At 67.4% G+C, this 15,873-nt stretch carries 16 protein-coding genes; 12 read left to right on the forward strand and 4 right to left on the reverse strand.

From position 1 onward, the window contains the following. Positions 1–94: 94 nt before the first annotated feature. Entirely contained in the window at positions 95–1,153 is a 1,059-nt protein-coding gene (locus ACYVG2_RS12505; RefSeq protein WP_460781285.1) for a LacI family DNA-binding transcriptional regulator, read from the forward strand. Beyond that, the gene (locus tag ACYVG2_RS12510; protein WP_460781287.1) at positions 1,150–2,028 is read left to right on the forward strand and encodes an SMP-30/gluconolactonase/LRE family protein; all 879 of its coding nucleotides are present in this window, start codon (positions 1,150–1,152) and stop codon (positions 2,026–2,028) included. Before ACYVG2_RS12505 ends, ACYVG2_RS12510 begins: the two co-directional genes overlap by 4 nt. A gap of 6 nt (positions 2,029–2,034) precedes the next feature. Here ACYVG2_RS12510 and ACYVG2_RS12515 read toward each other — a convergent pair whose 3' ends face one another. Beyond that, positions 2,035–2,664 (reverse strand): TetR/AcrR family transcriptional regulator, encoded by a 630-nt coding sequence (locus ACYVG2_RS12515; RefSeq protein WP_460781288.1) that lies wholly within the window; start codon positions 2,662–2,664, stop codon positions 2,035–2,037. Positions 2,665–2,732: 68 nt separating this feature from the next. Here ACYVG2_RS12515 and ACYVG2_RS12520 point away from each other — a divergent pair, with 68 nt between their 5' ends. From ACYVG2_RS12520 to ACYVG2_RS12530, 3 genes are read left to right on the forward strand one after another with little or no spacing between them, the layout of a single operon-like run. Next, complete coding sequence (locus ACYVG2_RS12520; RefSeq protein ID WP_460781290.1) at positions 2,733–3,164, forward strand: organic hydroperoxide resistance protein; 432 nt, start codon at positions 2,733–2,735, stop codon at positions 3,162–3,164. 30 nt (positions 3,165–3,194) lie between these two features. Then, complete coding sequence (locus ACYVG2_RS12525; RefSeq protein WP_460781291.1) at positions 3,195–3,770, forward strand: hypothetical protein; 576 nt, start codon at positions 3,195–3,197, stop codon at positions 3,768–3,770. Further along, the gene (locus ACYVG2_RS12530) at positions 3,770–5,188 is read left to right on the forward strand and encodes a dihydrolipoyl dehydrogenase family protein (RefSeq protein WP_460781292.1); all 1,419 of its coding nucleotides are present in this window, start codon (positions 3,770–3,772) and stop codon (positions 5,186–5,188) included. The genes ACYVG2_RS12525 and ACYVG2_RS12530 overlap by 1 nt, the downstream gene beginning before the upstream one ends. Before the next feature lie 54 nt (positions 5,189–5,242). Here ACYVG2_RS12530 and ACYVG2_RS12535 read toward each other — a convergent pair whose 3' ends face one another. Then, the gene (locus ACYVG2_RS12535) at positions 5,243–6,832 is read right to left on the reverse strand and encodes a molybdopterin-dependent oxidoreductase (RefSeq protein WP_460781293.1); all 1,590 of its coding nucleotides are present in this window, start codon (positions 6,830–6,832) and stop codon (positions 5,243–5,245) included. A gap of 165 nt (positions 6,833–6,997) precedes the next feature. On the opposite strand from ACYVG2_RS12535, the gene ACYVG2_RS12540 reads away from it, so the two are divergent. Genes ACYVG2_RS12540 through ACYVG2_RS12550 form a run of 3 tightly spaced genes read left to right on the forward strand, consistent with a single transcriptional unit; the run spans position 6,998 to position 9,307 of the window. Beyond that, positions 6,998–8,191 (forward strand): MalY/PatB family protein, encoded by a 1,194-nt coding sequence (locus ACYVG2_RS12540; RefSeq protein ID WP_460781294.1) that lies wholly within the window; start codon positions 6,998–7,000, stop codon positions 8,189–8,191. Positions 8,192–8,223: 32 nt separating this feature from the next. After that, a complete protein-coding gene (locus tag ACYVG2_RS12545; protein WP_460781295.1) occupies positions 8,224–8,817 on the forward strand; it encodes a PQQ-dependent sugar dehydrogenase in 594 nt (197 codons plus the stop codon). 7 nt (positions 8,818–8,824) lie between these two features. Continuing rightward, entirely contained in the window at positions 8,825–9,307 is a 483-nt protein-coding gene (locus ACYVG2_RS12550; RefSeq protein WP_460781466.1) for a PQQ-dependent sugar dehydrogenase, read from the forward strand. A 3-nt stretch (positions 9,308–9,310) separates the two neighbouring features. Here the strand turns inward: ACYVG2_RS12550 and ACYVG2_RS12555 are convergent, their stop codons facing one another. Then, entirely contained in the window at positions 9,311–10,327 is a 1,017-nt protein-coding gene (locus ACYVG2_RS12555; RefSeq protein ID WP_448964702.1) for a magnesium and cobalt transport protein CorA, read from the reverse strand. 9 nt (positions 10,328–10,336) lie between these two features. Further along, on the reverse strand, positions 10,337–11,872 hold the full coding sequence (locus ACYVG2_RS12560) for an MFS transporter (protein ID WP_460781296.1): 1,536 nt from the start codon (positions 11,870–11,872) through the stop codon (positions 10,337–10,339). Positions 11,873–12,097: 225 nt separating this feature from the next. Between ACYVG2_RS12560 and ACYVG2_RS12565 the strand changes: the two genes are divergently transcribed. The 4 genes from ACYVG2_RS12565 (at position 12,098) to ACYVG2_RS12580 (ending at position 15,846) form a co-directional block, all read left to right on the forward strand. Then, the gene (locus ACYVG2_RS12565) at positions 12,098–13,024 is read left to right on the forward strand and encodes an ABC transporter ATP-binding protein (RefSeq protein WP_460781298.1); all 927 of its coding nucleotides are present in this window, start codon (positions 12,098–12,100) and stop codon (positions 13,022–13,024) included. Next, positions 13,021–13,833 carry an ABC transporter permease gene (locus ACYVG2_RS12570; RefSeq protein WP_448964705.1) on the forward strand — a complete coding sequence of 271 codons (813 nt, stop codon included), beginning with the start codon at positions 13,021–13,023 and terminating at the stop codon, positions 13,831–13,833. Before ACYVG2_RS12565 ends, ACYVG2_RS12570 begins: the two co-directional genes overlap by 4 nt. Before the next feature lie 70 nt (positions 13,834–13,903). Then, positions 13,904–15,196, forward strand: a complete 1,293-nt coding sequence (locus tag ACYVG2_RS12575) for a sensor histidine kinase (protein ID WP_460781299.1) — start codon at positions 13,904–13,906, stop codon at positions 15,194–15,196. Continuing rightward, positions 15,193–15,846, forward strand: coding sequence for a response regulator (locus ACYVG2_RS12580; RefSeq protein ID WP_460781300.1), 654 nt, complete (start codon positions 15,193–15,195; stop codon positions 15,844–15,846). Before ACYVG2_RS12575 ends, ACYVG2_RS12580 begins: the two co-directional genes overlap by 4 nt. Positions 15,847–15,873 lie beyond the last annotated feature (27 nt).

The following is a 15,873-nucleotide window of genomic DNA, read 5'->3' on the forward strand; positions in this document are numbered from 1 at the left end:
TCTGAGCAACCACCAAACTTTTCTCAGACTTTCTCAATTACGCGCTTGACCTATCCTGATTTAGAGAGAAAACTCGTGCGCAAGGAGGGTACAGGTGACTGAAATTTCTCATCCCACCATCTCAGACGTCGCACGGGAGGCAGAGGTGTCCATCGGGACGGTCTCCAAGGCACTCGGCGGTAGCGGGCGCATGCGCGACGACACGAGAGCACGCGTCGTCGAAGTGGCCAAGCGACTCGGATACACGTCCAGGTCGCCGCGGCGACAGACAAGAGCGTCGCGTTCATACACGATCGGCCTCCTGACGACGGACAGCTTCACGAGGTTCGCGATCCCCATGATGCTGGGCGTGGAGGACGCCCTGAGCGCCGGTCAGATCTCGGTCTTGCTCGCAGACGGCAGGGGCGATCCGATTCGCGAGAACCATCACCTGCAGACCTTCCTCGCCCGCCGCGTGGACGCGATCATCGTCACCGGGCGCCGAGCGGAAGCTCGCGCACCGATCGGCATCCCGACGCGTGTGCCCGTCTGCTACGTGCTGTCCCCCTCGCAGCGTTCAGAGGACCTCTCGATCGTGATCGACGACGAGCAGGGGGCGCGGCTGGCGATCTCCCATCTGCTGTCGCTGGGACGACGACGGATCGCCTATGTATCCGGGCCGCAGAAGCACCTGTCCGCGCGTCTTCGCCACACCGGGATGGTGAAACGACTGCGCGAGGCGGGTATCGAGCAGTCGGAGGACGTCGTGATGTGGGGTGAGTGGAGTGAAGCGTGGGGTCGGCAGGCGGCGAGCATCCTGGCTCGCTCCAGCACCCCCGTCGATGCCGTCTTCTGCGGCAGTGATCAGATCGCCCGGGGAGTCGTGGAGCAGCTTCAACAAGAGTCGATCCGCGTCCCCGAGGATGTCTCGGTCGTCGGCTTCGACAACTGGGACGTCATGGCGATGGCATCGCGTCCGATGCTGACGACGATCGATCCCCGGCTCGATGATCTGGGGCGACTGGCGGCAGAGTCGGTGCTGTCGATTCTCGATGGGAACGAGCTCAGAGGCGCGATCGCGCACGAGTGTGAACTCGTCGTGCGCGAGTCGACAGCCGTCCTGAATGCCGGCAGCCCCGGCGTCGCACGCGCTGACTCGGAGGAGCGTCGATGACGACTGAAACGGACCTGCTCCCCGACGGCTCAGCCGTCGAACGACTCGCCACCGGCGCGACCTGGTCGGAGGGGCCGCTCTGGATCCCCGACGAAAGGGTCCTGCGGTGGAGTGACATCCCGGGTAACCGCATCATGCGGTGGGACGCGGCGACCTCCGCGGTGAGCGTTCATCGCAGCGACGTGGAGTTCACGAACGGCCGGATGCTGGACCGCGACGGCAGCGTCGTGCAGTGCTCGCACGGCCGGCGACGGCTGGAACGGGAACTGCCAGACGGGACAGTCGTCGAGATCGTCGGACGCTGGGGCGTGCACCGGCTGAACTCGCCGAATGACGTGGCACTCGCACCGGACGGCTCGTATTGGTTCACCGACCCCGACTACGGCATCACTCAGCCGCGCGAGGGTCATCCCGGCATCCGCGAGTACGGCGAGTGTCATGTGTTCCGCTGGTCGGATGCCGACGGGCTCACATCCGTGATCGATGACATGGACCGCCCGAACGGGATCGCGTTCTCGCCCGACGGCGGCGTCGTCTACGTCACGGACACCGGGCCGGAGCTGGGCGCGCGGCGCGACCACCGCATCCGCGCGTACGACGTGGACGGAGCGCGGGCGACCAACGGCCGGAGGTTCGCCGCGATCGAGGTCGGTCTGCCCGACGGCATCACGGTGGATGTCGAGGGCCGCGTGTGGTCGTCCGCCGGCGACGGCGTGCACGTCTTCTCTCCGGACGGGACGAAGCTGGCCTTCATCCCCGTCCCCGAGGTGGTCGCGAACGTCTGCTTCGGAGGTCCGGACGGCCGCGATCTCTTCATCACTGCGACCACCAGCCTCTACCGCGTCCGCACAGCGACGAGGGCTGCGCAGTTCTGACGCGGCTCATTCAGACCTGAGAACGGATACGAACGCGGCCTCGAGCGAGCCTGCCACAGCCGTGGATTCTCCGAGATAACCGCTCACCATTGCACCGTCACGCAGCATCATGAGCTGGTTCGCCACTGCTGCGATGTCTCGGACGCCCGCCTGTGCGGCCACCTCGGCGAACACCCCGGTCATCCACTCGCGATGTGCGGCGACCGCCGCACGCACAGGGTCTTCCGGGTCCGCGAACTCGGCTGCCGCGTTGATGAACGCGCACCCTCGGAATCCCGGGGAGCAGCTGGCCGCACCGATGTCCGCAGCGATCGTGCGTGCTCTCGCCAGCGGGTCGCCGCCGCGGGCGGTGCTCTCCAGCCACGCACGCTCTGCGGCTGACTGCTGCTCCAGGTAGGCCACGACGAGGTCGCTCTTGGTGCGGAAGTGGCGATAGAAGGTGACCTTCGTGATGCCGACCTGCTCGATGATCCGGTCGGCGCTGGTCGCTCGGATGCCCTGGCTGTAGAACAGCTCGTTCGCGGCGTCGAGTATCCGCTGTCGCGTGCCCGCACCGGTTGTCATTCGGGCCACGGGGTGGCTGGTGTCCTCGTGCACTTCGGGCTCCGATCCTGATCGAGCTGGTTGCGCCAGCACTGAAAGCAGTCTATGGTTTCTGAGGTAGACGTACTAGTAACTCTACTTCAGTCAACCGAGGAGACATCATGCCCACATCCCTTTACACCGCAGTCGCTACGTCCACCGGTGACGGTCGCGCCGGAGGCCGCGCAACCACCGACGACGGCCTTCTCGACGTGACCCTGGCGATTCCCACTTCCATGGGCGGCCCCGGCGGAGCGACCAACCCGGAGCAGTTGTTCGCGGCCGGCTGGTCGTCGTGCTTCCACTCGGCATTGAAGCTCGTAGCCTCGCGGCGCCAGTTGAAGCTCACCGACTCCACGGTGACTGCTGAGATCGCGGTCGTACCGACCGAAACCGGCGGCTTCACCCTGAGCGCGGCGCTCCGCGTGCACATCGGCGACGGAATCGATCCCGAGGTGGCCGAAAGCCTCACCGCTGCGGCGCACGAGGTGTGCCCGTACTCCGCCGCCACCCGCGGCAACATCCCCGTCGAACTCACCACGACCACCGCCTAACGCGGCCCTCCAACGAAAGCAACACACATCATGACTTCGTCAGCAACAACCTCAGCGTCGGCATCCACGTCGACGTTCGGCGCATCACTTCGCCGGCTGTACTTCATCCGCTTCGCCTTCGCCGTGGTCTGGGCCGGCCTGGTGTTCGCGACCGCAACCACGGCAGGCCCGGTTCTGACAGTCCTGCTCGTCGTCTACCCGCTGTTCGATGCGGGCGCAGTGCTCTGGCAACTCCGCGCCAACCCCGACTCGCAGCGCTCGAAGGCCGCGGAATGGGTCAACATCGTCGTCAGCGTCGTCGTCGCGATCGCCCTCGGCGTGGCGTCGACGATCTCCATCGCGGCAGCTCTCGCCGTCTGGGGTGCGTGGGCCATCGGGGCCGGCATCCCGCAGTTGATCGCTGCCATCCGCAACCGTCGCTCTGGTGGCCAGGTGCCGCAGATGCTCAGTGGCGGAATCTCCGTCTTCGCGGGCAGCGGGTTCCTGTTCCAGGGCCTCCAGGGTGCCGACAACATCGCCGGAGTGGCCGGATACGCCACCCTCGGTGCGATCTTCTTCCTGGTCTCGGCCATCCGCCTGAGCATGATCCTTCGGAACAAGGCGTGATGTCGGATCAGCGGAAGAACTTCGACTACGACCTGATCGTCATCGGGGGCGGAGCCGTCGGCGAGAACGTCGCCGACTATGCCAAGAAGCGCGGCGTGAGCGTCGCGATCGTCGAATCGGAACTGGTCGGAGGCGAATGCTCGTACTGGGCATGCATGCCCTCGAAGGCGCTCCTGCGCAGCGGCCATGCGATTCGTGCGGCGCGGCGTCTCGCCGGAGCCCGGGATGCGATCACGGGAACGATCGATGCGTCCGCCGTCCTCGCCAGGCGGACGGCATTCACGGACCATTGGAAGGATGACAGCCAGGTCTCCTGGTTGAATTCCGCCGGAATCGATCTGATCCGCGGCCACGGGCGCATCGTCGGACCAAGCCAGGTTCAGGTCGCCGAGACCATCTACTCGGCGCGCGCTGTCGCGGTGGCGACCGGCTCGGTCCCCGTGCTGCCCCCGATTCCGGGACTCGCAGAAGCTTCACCGTGGGGCACCCGCGAAGCGACATCGACCGACAGCATCCCACCACGTCTCATCATCATCGGAGGAGGGGTCGCCGGTACCGAACTCGCCTTCGCCTTCTCATCGCTGGGGTCGCGCGTCACGATGCTCTCTCGCACGGGCCTCCTCGACCGCGAGGAGCCCTTCGTAGGGGTGCACGTGGCCGCGGCACTGGCGGATGAAGGCGTCGTCGTGCAACTGGGAGTCTCACCGACACTGGTCGTTCGCGATGCCGAAGGCGCTGTCACCGTGACCCTGGAAGATGGCACCGAGTACGAATCCGACGAAGTCCTGGTCGCCACGGGGCGTCGCCCCAGTACTGCTGACGTCGGGCTGGAGACGATCGGTCTCGCGCCCGGCGCACCGCTCGCCGTCGACGACACGATGCTCGTCGAGGGGACGGACTGGCTCTACGCCGTCGGAGACGCGAACGGCCGAGCGCTGCTCACCCACCAGGGGAAGTACCAGGCCCGCGCAGCCGGCGAGGCGATCGCCACCCGCCTGAACGGAGCAACTGTGCGGGACGAGCAGTGGGGTCATCACGTCGCATCAGCCGACCACGCAGCGGTCCCACGCGTGGTGTTCTCCGATCCGGAGGTCGCCGCCGTGGGTCTCACGGAAAGCGCCGCGCGCGAATCGGGCATCCGCCTCCGCACGGTCGAGTACGACTTGGGGTGGGTCGCGGGCGCCAAGCTCCACGCCGATCACTACTCCGGTCGCGCCAAGCTCGTCATCGATGAGGACAGGCAGGTCATCGTCGGAGCCACGTTCGTCGGGCAGGATGTCGCTGAGCTCCTGCATTCGGCGACCATCGCGATCGTAGGGGAGGTCACGATCGCGCGGCTCTGGCATGCCGTTCCCGCCTATCCGACCATCAGCGAGGTGTGGCTCCGCCTCCTCGAGACGTACGGCCGATCCCGCTGATCGCCGTCGAAGCTCGGCTCGATCCGGAACCCAGGACCGAGCCGAGCAAGTCGATCACGTCACGCGGATGAGCGAGCGCTGCCACCCCGACGAGCCGTTGGGCGCGATGGGTGCGCGCTCCTCGATCTGGAGGTCGCCGTCCTTGTTGACGGCACGAACGGCGACGTAGTGCGTGCCGGGCGTCGCATCCCATTCCATGAACCACTGCACCCAGGTGTCGTCGTTGATGGGGGTCGACAGCGTCGCCGGCATCCAGTCGCCCTCATCGATGCGCACCTCCACGCGCTCGATCCCGACCGACTGCGCCCAGGCCACACCCGCGATCGGGATGCGTCCGGCCGGCACTGCCTCGCCGATGCTCGGGGTGTCGAGGCGCGACGAGAACTTGATCGGCGCCTCCGCGCTGTAACCGCGAGGCGTCCAGTACGCCTCGTCCGCGGCGAAGGTGGTGACCTTGAGCTCTGTAAGCCACTTCGTCGCCGACACGTAGCCGTAGAGCCCCGGCACGACCATCCGCACCGGGAAGCCGTGCTCGAGCGGGAGAGGCTCTCCGTTCATGCCGACAGCGAGGATCGCGTCGAGCTCGTCGTCGACGAGCGCGGCGAGCGGAGTGCTCGCGGTGTAGCCGTCGACGCTGCGGGAGAGCACCATGTCCGCTCCGGACTGGACGCCAGCCTTGCGCAGCACATCTCGCAGCGGCACCCCGAGCCACATCGCGTTGCCCACGAGCTCACCGCCGACCTCGTTCGAGACGCATGTCAGGGTGATCGCGTACTCATCCACGCCCATGTCGAGGATGTCCTGGAAGCTCAGCTCGACGCGCTGGTCGACCATGCCGTCGATGACCAGTCGCCACGTCTCCGGATCGATCGTCGGCACGGTCAGCGCCGTGTCGACCCGGTAGAAGTCTGCATTCGGAGTGAACAGCTTGCTGAGGCCAGGAACATCGAGTTCTGCGCCGGCCGGCACCGTCACGGTCGTGCGCGGGGCCGGCAGCTTCAGCGCCTTGCGGATCGTCTCGACGGATGAGACCGCCATGCTCACGGTGCGGGCCGTGATCCCGACGACGACGGCGGATGCTCCGGCGAGAGCCGCGAGCACGAAGAAGCGTCGCCGGTTGAGCTCCTTCGGAGTCGACGGCGCATCGACGGCGGGGTCGACCACCTCCTCATCACGCGCGATGAAGGACGCGCGCCATGCCTGCAACCGCCGCACGAGAAGGATCAGCAGGAAAGATCCGACCACGGTTCCGAGCACCGGCGGAAGGAATGCAAGGGGTGTCACGCCGGCGCGCGTGACGATCGCGGCGGTCGACAGCACACCGGCGATCATCAACGCGATCACTCCGAGCGGTGGGCGCACCAACTGCAGGATGCCGGCGATCGCCGAGGCGATGACCACGGCAAGGCCGAGACCCGCCAGCAGCGCGATCTTGTCGTACTCGCCGAAGGTCGCGATCGCGAACTCCTTGAAGGGTTGCGGCACGATGTCGATCACGAACCCGCCGACGGCGAGGATCGGGCTCGCCGTACGCGCGAAGAGCAGTGCGAACAGCTCTGCGGTGGCGAGGAAGACCGCCCCTGCGATCACTCCAGCGAGCGCCGCCCACGCGATGAATCGTCGGCCATTGCTGCGTTTTGTCACGATCTCCTCCAACTTCACCCGCGAAGGTGCTCCCCCGTTGTTCGGAGCCGGAGCGGAAACGGATCCCTCCCACGACCGACCCCATGCGTCAGATCCTGGTTACGCTGGAAAGCGGAGCGGCACATCCACGGCCGCTCCCAATCTCCGATCGAGAGGACGGCGCGGATGTCACCCCAGGACTTCGACGCGACCACGGAAGCCGACCTGCGCGCGGCCGGCAGCTTGAAGTGGACGATGTTCCCTGACGTGATCGGGGCGTTCGTCGCCGAGATGGACTTCGGTGTCGCACCGGCGGTCAAGGATGCTGTGAGCGGCGCGATGGAACGCGGACTCACCGGCTATCTCCCGCAGCAACTCGCCGACGACCTCTCCCAGGCGACAGCCGACTGGTATGCGGGCTCATACGGCTGGAACGTGCCGGCCGAGCGCGTGCACCACGTTCCGGACGTGATCGCGGCGTTCGAGTTCGCGATCGAGCAGTTCACCAGCCCCGGTGCCGCCGTCATCGTCCCGACGCCCGCCTACATGCCGTTCCTGATGGTCCCGCAGATGCACGGCCGTCGGGTCATCGAAGTACCGAGTGTGGAGATCGACGGCCGTTGGCAGATCGATCACGCCGCCGTGACAGCCGCGTTCGCCGACGGCGGCGAGCTGTTCGTGCTGTGCAACCCGCACAACCCCCTCGGCACCGTCTCCACGCGCGAAGAGCTCGAGCGCGTCGCCGAGACCGTCGCGGCAGCAGGAGGGCGGGTCTTCTCCGACGAGATACACGCCCCGCTCGTCTACTCCCCCGCACGGCACATCCCGTACGCCTCGATCTCGGAGACGGCCGCCGGCCACACGATCACCGCGGCATCCGCCTCCAAGGCCTGGAACCTCGCGGGCCTCAAGTGCGCGCAGATCATCCTCTCCAATGAAGAGGACGCTCGGCTCTGGGAGACGGCCGGCGCCTGGGTCGGCCACGGCACATCGACGATCGGCGCTGTCGCGAACATCGGCGCCTACACCGGTGGCGCCGGCTGGCTGAGGGAGGTCGTCGAGTATCTCGACGGTAACCGCCGCCTGCTCGCCGATCTCGTCGCCGAGCACCTCCCCGGCGTCAGGATGACGACACCGGAGGGCACCTACATCGCGATGCTGGACTTCCGGGCCACCGGACTCACGGGCGATCTCGGCACGTGGTTCCGAGAGAACGCCGGCGTCGCGATGACCGACGGCGCGGCCTGCGGAGTCGCCGCGGTCGGCTTCACGCGTTTCGTGTTCGCGATGCCCCGGCCCCTGATGGAGGAGGCCGTGAGGCGGATCGCCGCGGCTCTGGCAGACCGGACAGCGCCACTGCCAGCCGGTTCGGCGCGCTGACCGGACGGGCAGAGCTGACGGAGAGCGATCCCATGTCGACGAAGCGCTTCCTGAGTCCGATCCCCCTGATCCTCGTCGTCTCCGCGCTCACGGCCTGCACCGCTCCCGCGGACGTCGCGCCGTCCGAGACCGCGACCGCATCCGCGACCCCGACCGCGTCGGAGACGCCGTCATCCTCGCTCGCTGTCTCGGACCTCGACGCCCCGTGGTCAGTGGCCTTCCACGGCACGACCGCGCTGGTGAGCGAGCGCGACTCCGCGCGCATCCTCGAACTCGACGGCGCGGGCGCCGCCCGCGAGGTAGCCGTCATCGGCGGCGTCGCGCCGGCCGGAGAAGGCGGACTCCTCGGCATCGCCGTCCACGATGATCATCTGTACGCGTACTACACAGCGGGTGACGAGAACCGCATCGACCGCTTCGCACTGACCGGAGAGCCCGGCGCGCTCGGCCTCGACGCTCCCGAGCGCGTGTTCGACGGCATCCCCGCAGCACGCAATCACAACGGCGGCCGCATCGCGTTCGGTCCGGACGGCATGCTCTACGCCACGACCGGCGACGCCGGGGACGAACAGAGCGCGCAGAGCCTCGACAGCCCGGGGGGGCAAGATCCTCCGCCTCGCCCCTGACGGGCGCATCCCGCAGGACAACCCTTTCCCGGGTTCGGCCGTCTACAGCCTCGGGCACCGCAATCCCCAGGGCATCGCGTGGGATGCCGACGGCGCCATGTACGCCAGCGAGTTCGGGCAGGACACCTGGGACGAACTCAACGTGATCGAGCCCGGCGGCAACTACGGCTGGCCCGAGGTCGAGGGCATCGCCGACCAGGACGGCTTCATCGATCCGGTGCAGCAGTGGGCGCCGCAGGACGCCAGTCCCAGCGGCATCGTCGTCGCGGGAGACGTCATCCTCATCGCGAACCTCCGCGGCGAGCGCCTCCGAGAGGTTCCCCTGTCCGACCTCGCGGCGTCGACCGAGCATCTGGTCGGCGAACACGGGCGCCTGCGCGACGTCGTGCTCGCCCCCGACGGATCCGTCTGGGCGATGACGAACAACACCGACGGTCGGGGCGCCCCAGCGCCGGATGATGACCGGATCTTCCCGGTCGACCTCGACTGAGCGTTACAGCCAGCCCTTCTTCTTGAAGACGGCGTAGAGACCGAGCCCCATCACGAGCATCGCCCCGACGGCCATCGGGTAGCCGTACGTCCAATGGAGCTCCGGCATGACGGTGAAGTTCATCCCGTAGATCGTGCCGATCAGCGTCGGTGCGAACAGGATCGCCGCCCATCCCGAGATCTTCTTGACCTCCTCGTTCTGACGGATGCTCAGCTCCGTCATCCTTCGCATCTCCTCGTTCTGACGTCGCGCGACGATCGTCGACTCCACGGTGAGAGCGTTGTCGAGCACCGTCCGGAACGTCGTGGCGCGATCCGCGATGCGCAACGTGTGATCGAGCACGTCGCGCAGGTACTGCTGCAGCTCGAGCTCGACCTGATACTTCTCGGATCCGCGCTGCAGCGCCTCGAGCATGCCGGGAAGCGGCTGCGTCGCCCGCTGGAAGTCGATCACCTCACGGGCGAGTTTGTAGATGCGCTCGGTGGCGTCGGCATCCTCGACGAACAGCTGGTTCTCGATCTCGTCGATGTCGTTCTCGAGGCCGGCCAGAACGGGAGCGTACTCGTCGACCACTTCGTCGAGGATCGCGTACAGCACCGCTTCAGGACCGCGCGCGAGCAGCTGCTGATCGTGCTCGAGCCTCGCGCGCACGCGTCCGAGGTCGGGAGACTCGGCATGGCGGATCGTCACGACGAAGTCGGGACCCGCGACGACGTGCACCTCCCCGAACTCGACCTCCTCCACATCGTCCAGATACCGGGCGGGGCGCAGCACCAGGAACAGCACGTCCCCGTAACGCTCGATCTTCGGACGCTGGTGCCCGGCGAGAGCGTCCTCCACCACGAGGGCGTGCAGCCCCAGTTCGTCCGCCACCTCGCGCACCTCGTGCTCGCTAGGACGGTACAGCCCGATCCAGCCCATTCCACCGCGCTCGCGCATGGTCTCGAAGGTCTCGCTCAAGGTGTGCGGGTTCTCCGTACGGACACCGCTCACGTATATCGCGTTGTCGATGATGGCCATCGGGAGACCTCAGTTCTGGATGATGGGCAGGGGCATGGTGCTGGTGTCGAGCAGTTCATTATCGTCCTGCTCGGCGACCAGTTCCTTCGCCTCGGCACGCGTCTCCACCGTCGGGAACGATCCCTTCAGCGGCCGCTTCGCCGTCTCCTTCATCGAGAGCATCGCCACGCCGCCGAGCGCGGCGAAGAACATGATGTAGAACGCCGGCATGTACGTGTTGCCGGTGAGGTCGATCAGAGCCTGGCTGAACAGCGGCGTCGTGCCGCCGAACAACGACACCGCGACGTTGTACGCGATCGCCATCGCCCCGAATCGGGACGCGGTCGGGAACAGTGCGGGAAGAGCGGATGCCGAGATCGCGACGTAGAACGCGACCGGGATCGCCACCATCGCCAGCGCGATGATGACCGCCCATTCCTGACCGATCTGCATCACCGCGAACGCGGGCACCATCAGCACGATCGTCGAGATCACCGCGATGCCGTACACGGGCTTGCGCCCGATGCGGTCGGACAGCCTGCCGATCAGCGGCAGGCACGCGCTCATCACGATCAGCACCGGCACCGTGGCGATCGCCGCCATGAGATTGGACACGCCGACCTCGGTCTCGAGATAGGTCGGCATGTAACTGGTCAGCGCATAGCCGGCGGTGTTGGTCGCAGACACCAGCGCGATGCCGATCAGCACCTCGCGCCAGTGGTGCCGGAAGATGCCGATGACGCCCTGGCGCGCCAGCGGATCGTTCGGGTTCCCCTCGCGCTCCTCCTCCGGTTCGGCTTCGAACGCGGGGGTCTCGGGGATCTTCAGCCGGAACCAGATCGCCACGACGCCGAGCGGGATGGCGATGAGGAACGGGATGCGCCAGCCGTACTCGATCATCGCCCCGGTGCCCGAGATGCCCTCGGTGATCCACGTGACGATCGCGACGGTCGAGGCACCGGCGGCGAAGCCGATGTACGAGCCGACATCGAGGAACGATGACCAGTACCCACGCGAACGGTCGGGGGAGAACTCGGACACGTAGGTGGTCGCGCCCGCGTACTCACCGCCGGTGGAGAAGCCCTGCACCATCTTCAGCAGGTACAGCGGCACGATGGCCCACAGCCCCAGTTGCTCGGACGTCGGCAGCAGTCCGATGAGCCCGGTGGCGATCGCCATCATCGTCATCGTGAAGAACAGCACCTTCTGCCGGCCGATCCTGTCACCGAGCGGCCCGAGCACCAGCCCGCCGAGGGGACGCACGAGGAACGAGATCGCGAACCCGAGCAGGGTCAGCAGCAGGCCGAAGCCGCCGGGGGCGTCGGATGCGAACACCGCGGTCAGCGTGACAGCGAGGTAGCCGTAGATTCCGAAGTCGAACCATTCCATGAAGTTGCCGACCACCGTGCCGGAGATCGCGATGCGCAGCCGCGACCTCTTGACCACGAGCACATCGTCGACTTCGAGCCTTCTGCGGCGGACGATCGGTTTCCTGAGGCGCCGCGAGCGCGCACCGCCATCGGATGCCGCGGCCTGAGGATCGGAGACAGGATTGTCATTGGACATGGGATGATCCCTTCGGTCCGATCCGGTCCGGATCACGGGCTCGCACCCCTGGAACGGATCTCGATGGGTCTCACGATACCCACCGGGCGCACCCGTGCAGCCAGTGTGCGCGGCGTTGTCACCTATTGCCGAATCCTCGCAGTGGGCCCGCAGTGCCACCCTGATCCGTGCAGTCGGCACCTGGGGAGGACGCGCGCATCCGGCGCATCTTCGTAGCGTGGAGACATGATCACAGCAGAAGGCCTCACGAAGAGGTTCGGAGACAAGACCGCAGTGCAGGACGTCTCGTTCACCGTGAAGCCGGGTACCGTCACCGGCTTCCTCGGACCGAACGGCGCCGGCAAATCCACCACGATGCGCATGATCGTGGGCCTCGACAGACCCACCGCCGGCAGGACGTCCGTCAACGGCAAGGAGTACCGGCACCTGCGTGCCCCTCTCACAGAAGTCGGCGTGCTCCTCGACGCCAAGGCCGTGCACACCGGCCGCACCGCCAGGAACCACCTGCGCGCGATGGCGGCGACCCACGGCATCCCCTCATCGCGCGTCGACGAGGTCATCGATCTCGCCGGTATCGGGTCGGTGGCCCGCAAGCGCGCCGGCAAGTTCTCGCTCGGCATGGGCCAGCGTCTCGGCATCGCCTCGGCGCTGCTCGGCGATCCCCACACGCTGATCCTCGATGAGCCCGTCAACGGCCTCGACCCCGAGGGCGTGCGCTGGGTGCGTCAGTTCGTGCGCTTCGCCGCGTCCGAAGGACGAACCGTGCTGCTGTCCAGCCACCTCATGAGCGAGATGGCGCAGACCGCGGATCACGTGATCGTCATGGGCCGCGGTCGAGTGCTGGCGGATGCTCCGCTGGACGAACTCGTCCGTGCTTGGACCGCAACGACGGTCAGGGTCCGGAGCCCGCGGATCGCGGATCTGGCATCCGCCGTCGCTTCCAGCGACGTCGAGATCGTCAGCACGAGCCCCGATTCACTGGACATCGTCGGACTCCCCGCCGCGCGCATCGGCGACATCGCCGCCGATCGCGGCATCCCGTTGCATGAGCTCACCCCGGCGAACGGCTCGCTCGAGGACGCGTATCTCGCACTCACCGGCGAATCGGTCGAGTACCGTTCCGCCGACTACTCCGTGAAGGAACTCGCATGACCACCACAGCCGCCCCCGCCGCACGCCCGCGCGTGGCCTCGACGCACCGCCTCACGTTCGCGCGTGTGCTGCGCAGCGAATGGATCAAGCTCTCGACCCTCCGCTCCACCTGGTGGTCGATCAGCATCGCCGCGCTGTTCACGATCGGCATCGCCGTGCTCGTCGCCGGCGCAGTGAACGTCCCAGGGTTCGAACCGATCCAAGCCGTCGTGACGCCTTTCCAGTTCACGATGCTGCTCGCCGGCATCCTCGGAGCCATCGCCGTGACCGGTGAGTACTCCACCGGGATGATCCGGTCCACATTGGCCGCCGATCCCGTCCGCGGCTCGGTGCTCGCCGCCAAGGCGATCGTCGTGGGCGTGTTCCTCTTCATCTCCTCGCTCGCGATCTTCATCCTCGCCGCGATCGCGGTGATGCCGATCTTCGCATCGAGGGACATCGCGTTCCCTGGAGACGACCTTGCCGGTGCGATCGTGCCGATCCTGGCCGCGTCGTTCTCGATGGCCGTGTTCGCGCTGATCGGCGTGGCCTTCGGGTTCCTGCTGCGCTCCGGCGCCGGTGCGATCGCAGCCACCGTCGGACTCCTGTTCGTCCTCCCCATCATCGCGAGCATCTTCGCGATGCCGGTCGAGGGCTGGGAATGGATCACGGATGTGAGCAACCATCTGCCGATGACCGCCGCACAGAGCGCCATCCTCCCCCAGGACGGCGTGGGTCTGTCCACCGGCGAGGCCTACCTGACGCTCGGCGCATGGGTCGCGGCCGGGATGGCGTCGGCATGGGCGGTCCTCAGGACCCGCGACGCGTGAGAGCGCGACGTCCATCGGCACGCACGTGAGTAGACGACTCCCGCACTCACCGACGCGTAGAGTCGAGGCCGTGTCGACCTCGAGAAGCCGCAGCGCCTCCCTCCGTGAGGAGGAGGAGCTGCGGCTTCCGCGTCCGCCGGGGATCATCCGTCGCTTCTGGGCGCGGCATCCGGTCTTCGCCGACGTGCTCGTCGCATTCATCTGCCTGCTGCTCTCGATCGTCCCGGCATCGAACTTCGCCACATATCGTTCGACGCCTGATGGCGACATGGTGCTCATCGACCCTCCGCCTGTGGTCGCCAGCATCATCATCGGGACGCTCATCCTGTGCGCGTGCGCACTCCTGCTGCGACGACGGCAGTGGCCGCGCGCGGCCTTCGTCGTCGCGTACGTCACAGCGGTCGCGTACCTCTTCCTCCTGGAGCCCGCGGGTGGCCCGCTGCTGCTCGTCACGAGCTACTCCCTTGCGGTCTACCGCTCCTCGCGTGCGGCGTGGAACGGGCTCGCGATCGGCATGGGCTCGCTGAGCCTGATCTCCGTCGCTCTGCAGCTCACCGGCGTGATCTCCCTGCAGACGGCGTTGAACGCCATCTTCGGTCAGCTCACGCTGGCTCTGATCGGCACGCTCATCGGCGTGAACGTCGGGGGCCGCAAGCGCTACCTCGAAGCCGTGATCGACAGATCGCGACAGCTTCTCGTCGAACGCGATCAGCAGGCTCAGCTGGCGGCATCCGCGGAGCGCGCCAGGATCGCGCGCGAGATGCACGACATCGTCTCGCACTCTTTGACCGTGATCGTCGCCCTGTCGGAGGGCGCCGCCGCGACCGAGGACCAGGCACGGGCGAGGGATGCTGCCACGGCGGCGGCGGCGACCGCCCGCGGTGCGCTGACCGAGATGCGTTCGATGCTCGGAGTGCTGCGCGACGGGGCGGGCGACATCCCCCTGGCCCCGATGGAATCCGCCGCTCCGCACGCCACCGTCGCCACGGCGCAGAACGCCGGATACCCCGTCACCCTCACGACCGTCGGCGAGGCGAACGTGTCCGCCACGGTGGACTTCGCGATCGGCCGGATCGTGCAGGAGGGCATCACCAACGCCATGCGTCACGCCCGCGGCGCGACGAGGATCGCGGTGCTCATCGACTACTCCCGCGACCCCGTGCTCATCGAGATCGAGAACGACGGCGTCACCGGTCCGGTCGGCACGACCGGGTTCGGACTCCGCGGTCTCCGCGAGCGCGCCACGCATGTGAACGGCACGATCCACTCCGGACCGGTCGACGACCGGCGCTGGATGCTGCGCGCAGAGCTGCCGGCGGCATCCGGATCGACCACCCCCGACCGAGCAGAGGACGTCAAGTGACCGATCCGATCCGCATCCTCCTCGTCGACGACCAGGACCTCATCCGCGTCGGGTTCCGGCTCGTCCTCGAGGCCGAGTCCGACATGGTCGTCGTCGGTGAGGCCGGCGACGGCGAGGCGGCGATCGGTCGTGCGCGGGAGCTGCGACCCGACGTCGTGCTGATGGACATCCGGATGCCGGGGCTCGACGGCATCGCCGCGACGGAGGCGATCGTCGAGGCGATGCCCGACACCCGGGTGCTCGTGCTCACCACATTCGACCTGGACGAGTACGCCTTCGGCGCGATCCGCGCAGGGGCGAGCGGTTTCCTGCTCAAGGACGCCCAGCGGCACGAGATGACCTCGGCCGTGCGTGCGGTGCACCGCGGGGATGCCGCACTGTCGCCGAGGGTGACGCGTCGGCTGCTGGAGCACCTCGGCCCTCGCCTGCCTGCGGCAGAGGCGGCATCGGATCCCACCGCTGCGCTCACCGACCGCGAACGCGATGTGTTCCGTGCGATCGCCCGCGGGCTCACGAACGCGGAGATCGCTCAGGAGCTGTACCTGAGCGAGTCGACCGTCAAGACGCACGTCGGCCGCGTGCTGATGAAGCTCGAGGCGAGGGACCGGATCCACGCCGTGATCCTCGCGCACCGTTACGGGATGAGTTGACGGCCTCGTTCAGGTCCTCGTCGGCTC

Source organism: Microbacterium shaanxiense, from assembly GCF_054779995.1.

Bases quoted from the DNA above. Each gene is read 5' to 3' on its own strand.
- ACYVG2_RS12510 (WP_460781287.1), top strand. From the start codon at position 1,150: ATGACGACTGAAACGGACCTGCTCCCCGACGGCTCAGCCGTCGAACGA.
- ACYVG2_RS12520 (WP_460781290.1), top strand. From the start codon at position 2,733: ATGCCCACATCCCTTTACACCGCAGTCGCTACGTCCACCGGTGACGGT.
- ACYVG2_RS12525 (WP_460781291.1), top strand. From the start codon at position 3,195: ATGACTTCGTCAGCAACAACCTCAGCGTCGGCATCCACGTCGACGTTC.
- ACYVG2_RS12530 (WP_460781292.1), top strand. From the start codon at position 3,770: ATGTCGGATCAGCGGAAGAACTTCGACTACGACCTGATCGTCATCGGG.
- ACYVG2_RS12540 (WP_460781294.1), top strand. From the start codon at position 6,998: ATGTCACCCCAGGACTTCGACGCGACCACGGAAGCCGACCTGCGCGCG.
- ACYVG2_RS12545 (WP_460781295.1), top strand. From the start codon at position 8,224: ATGTCGACGAAGCGCTTCCTGAGTCCGATCCCCCTGATCCTCGTCGTC.
- ACYVG2_RS12555 (WP_448964702.1), bottom strand. From the start codon at position 10,327: ATGGCCATCATCGACAACGCGATATACGTGAGCGGTGTCCGTACGGAG.
- ACYVG2_RS12560 (WP_460781296.1), bottom strand. From the start codon at position 11,872: ATGTCCAATGACAATCCTGTCTCCGATCCTCAGGCCGCGGCATCCGAT.
- ACYVG2_RS12565 (WP_460781298.1), top strand. From the start codon at position 12,098: ATGATCACAGCAGAAGGCCTCACGAAGAGGTTCGGAGACAAGACCGCA.
- ACYVG2_RS12570 (WP_448964705.1), top strand. From the start codon at position 13,021: ATGACCACCACAGCCGCCCCCGCCGCACGCCCGCGCGTGGCCTCGACG.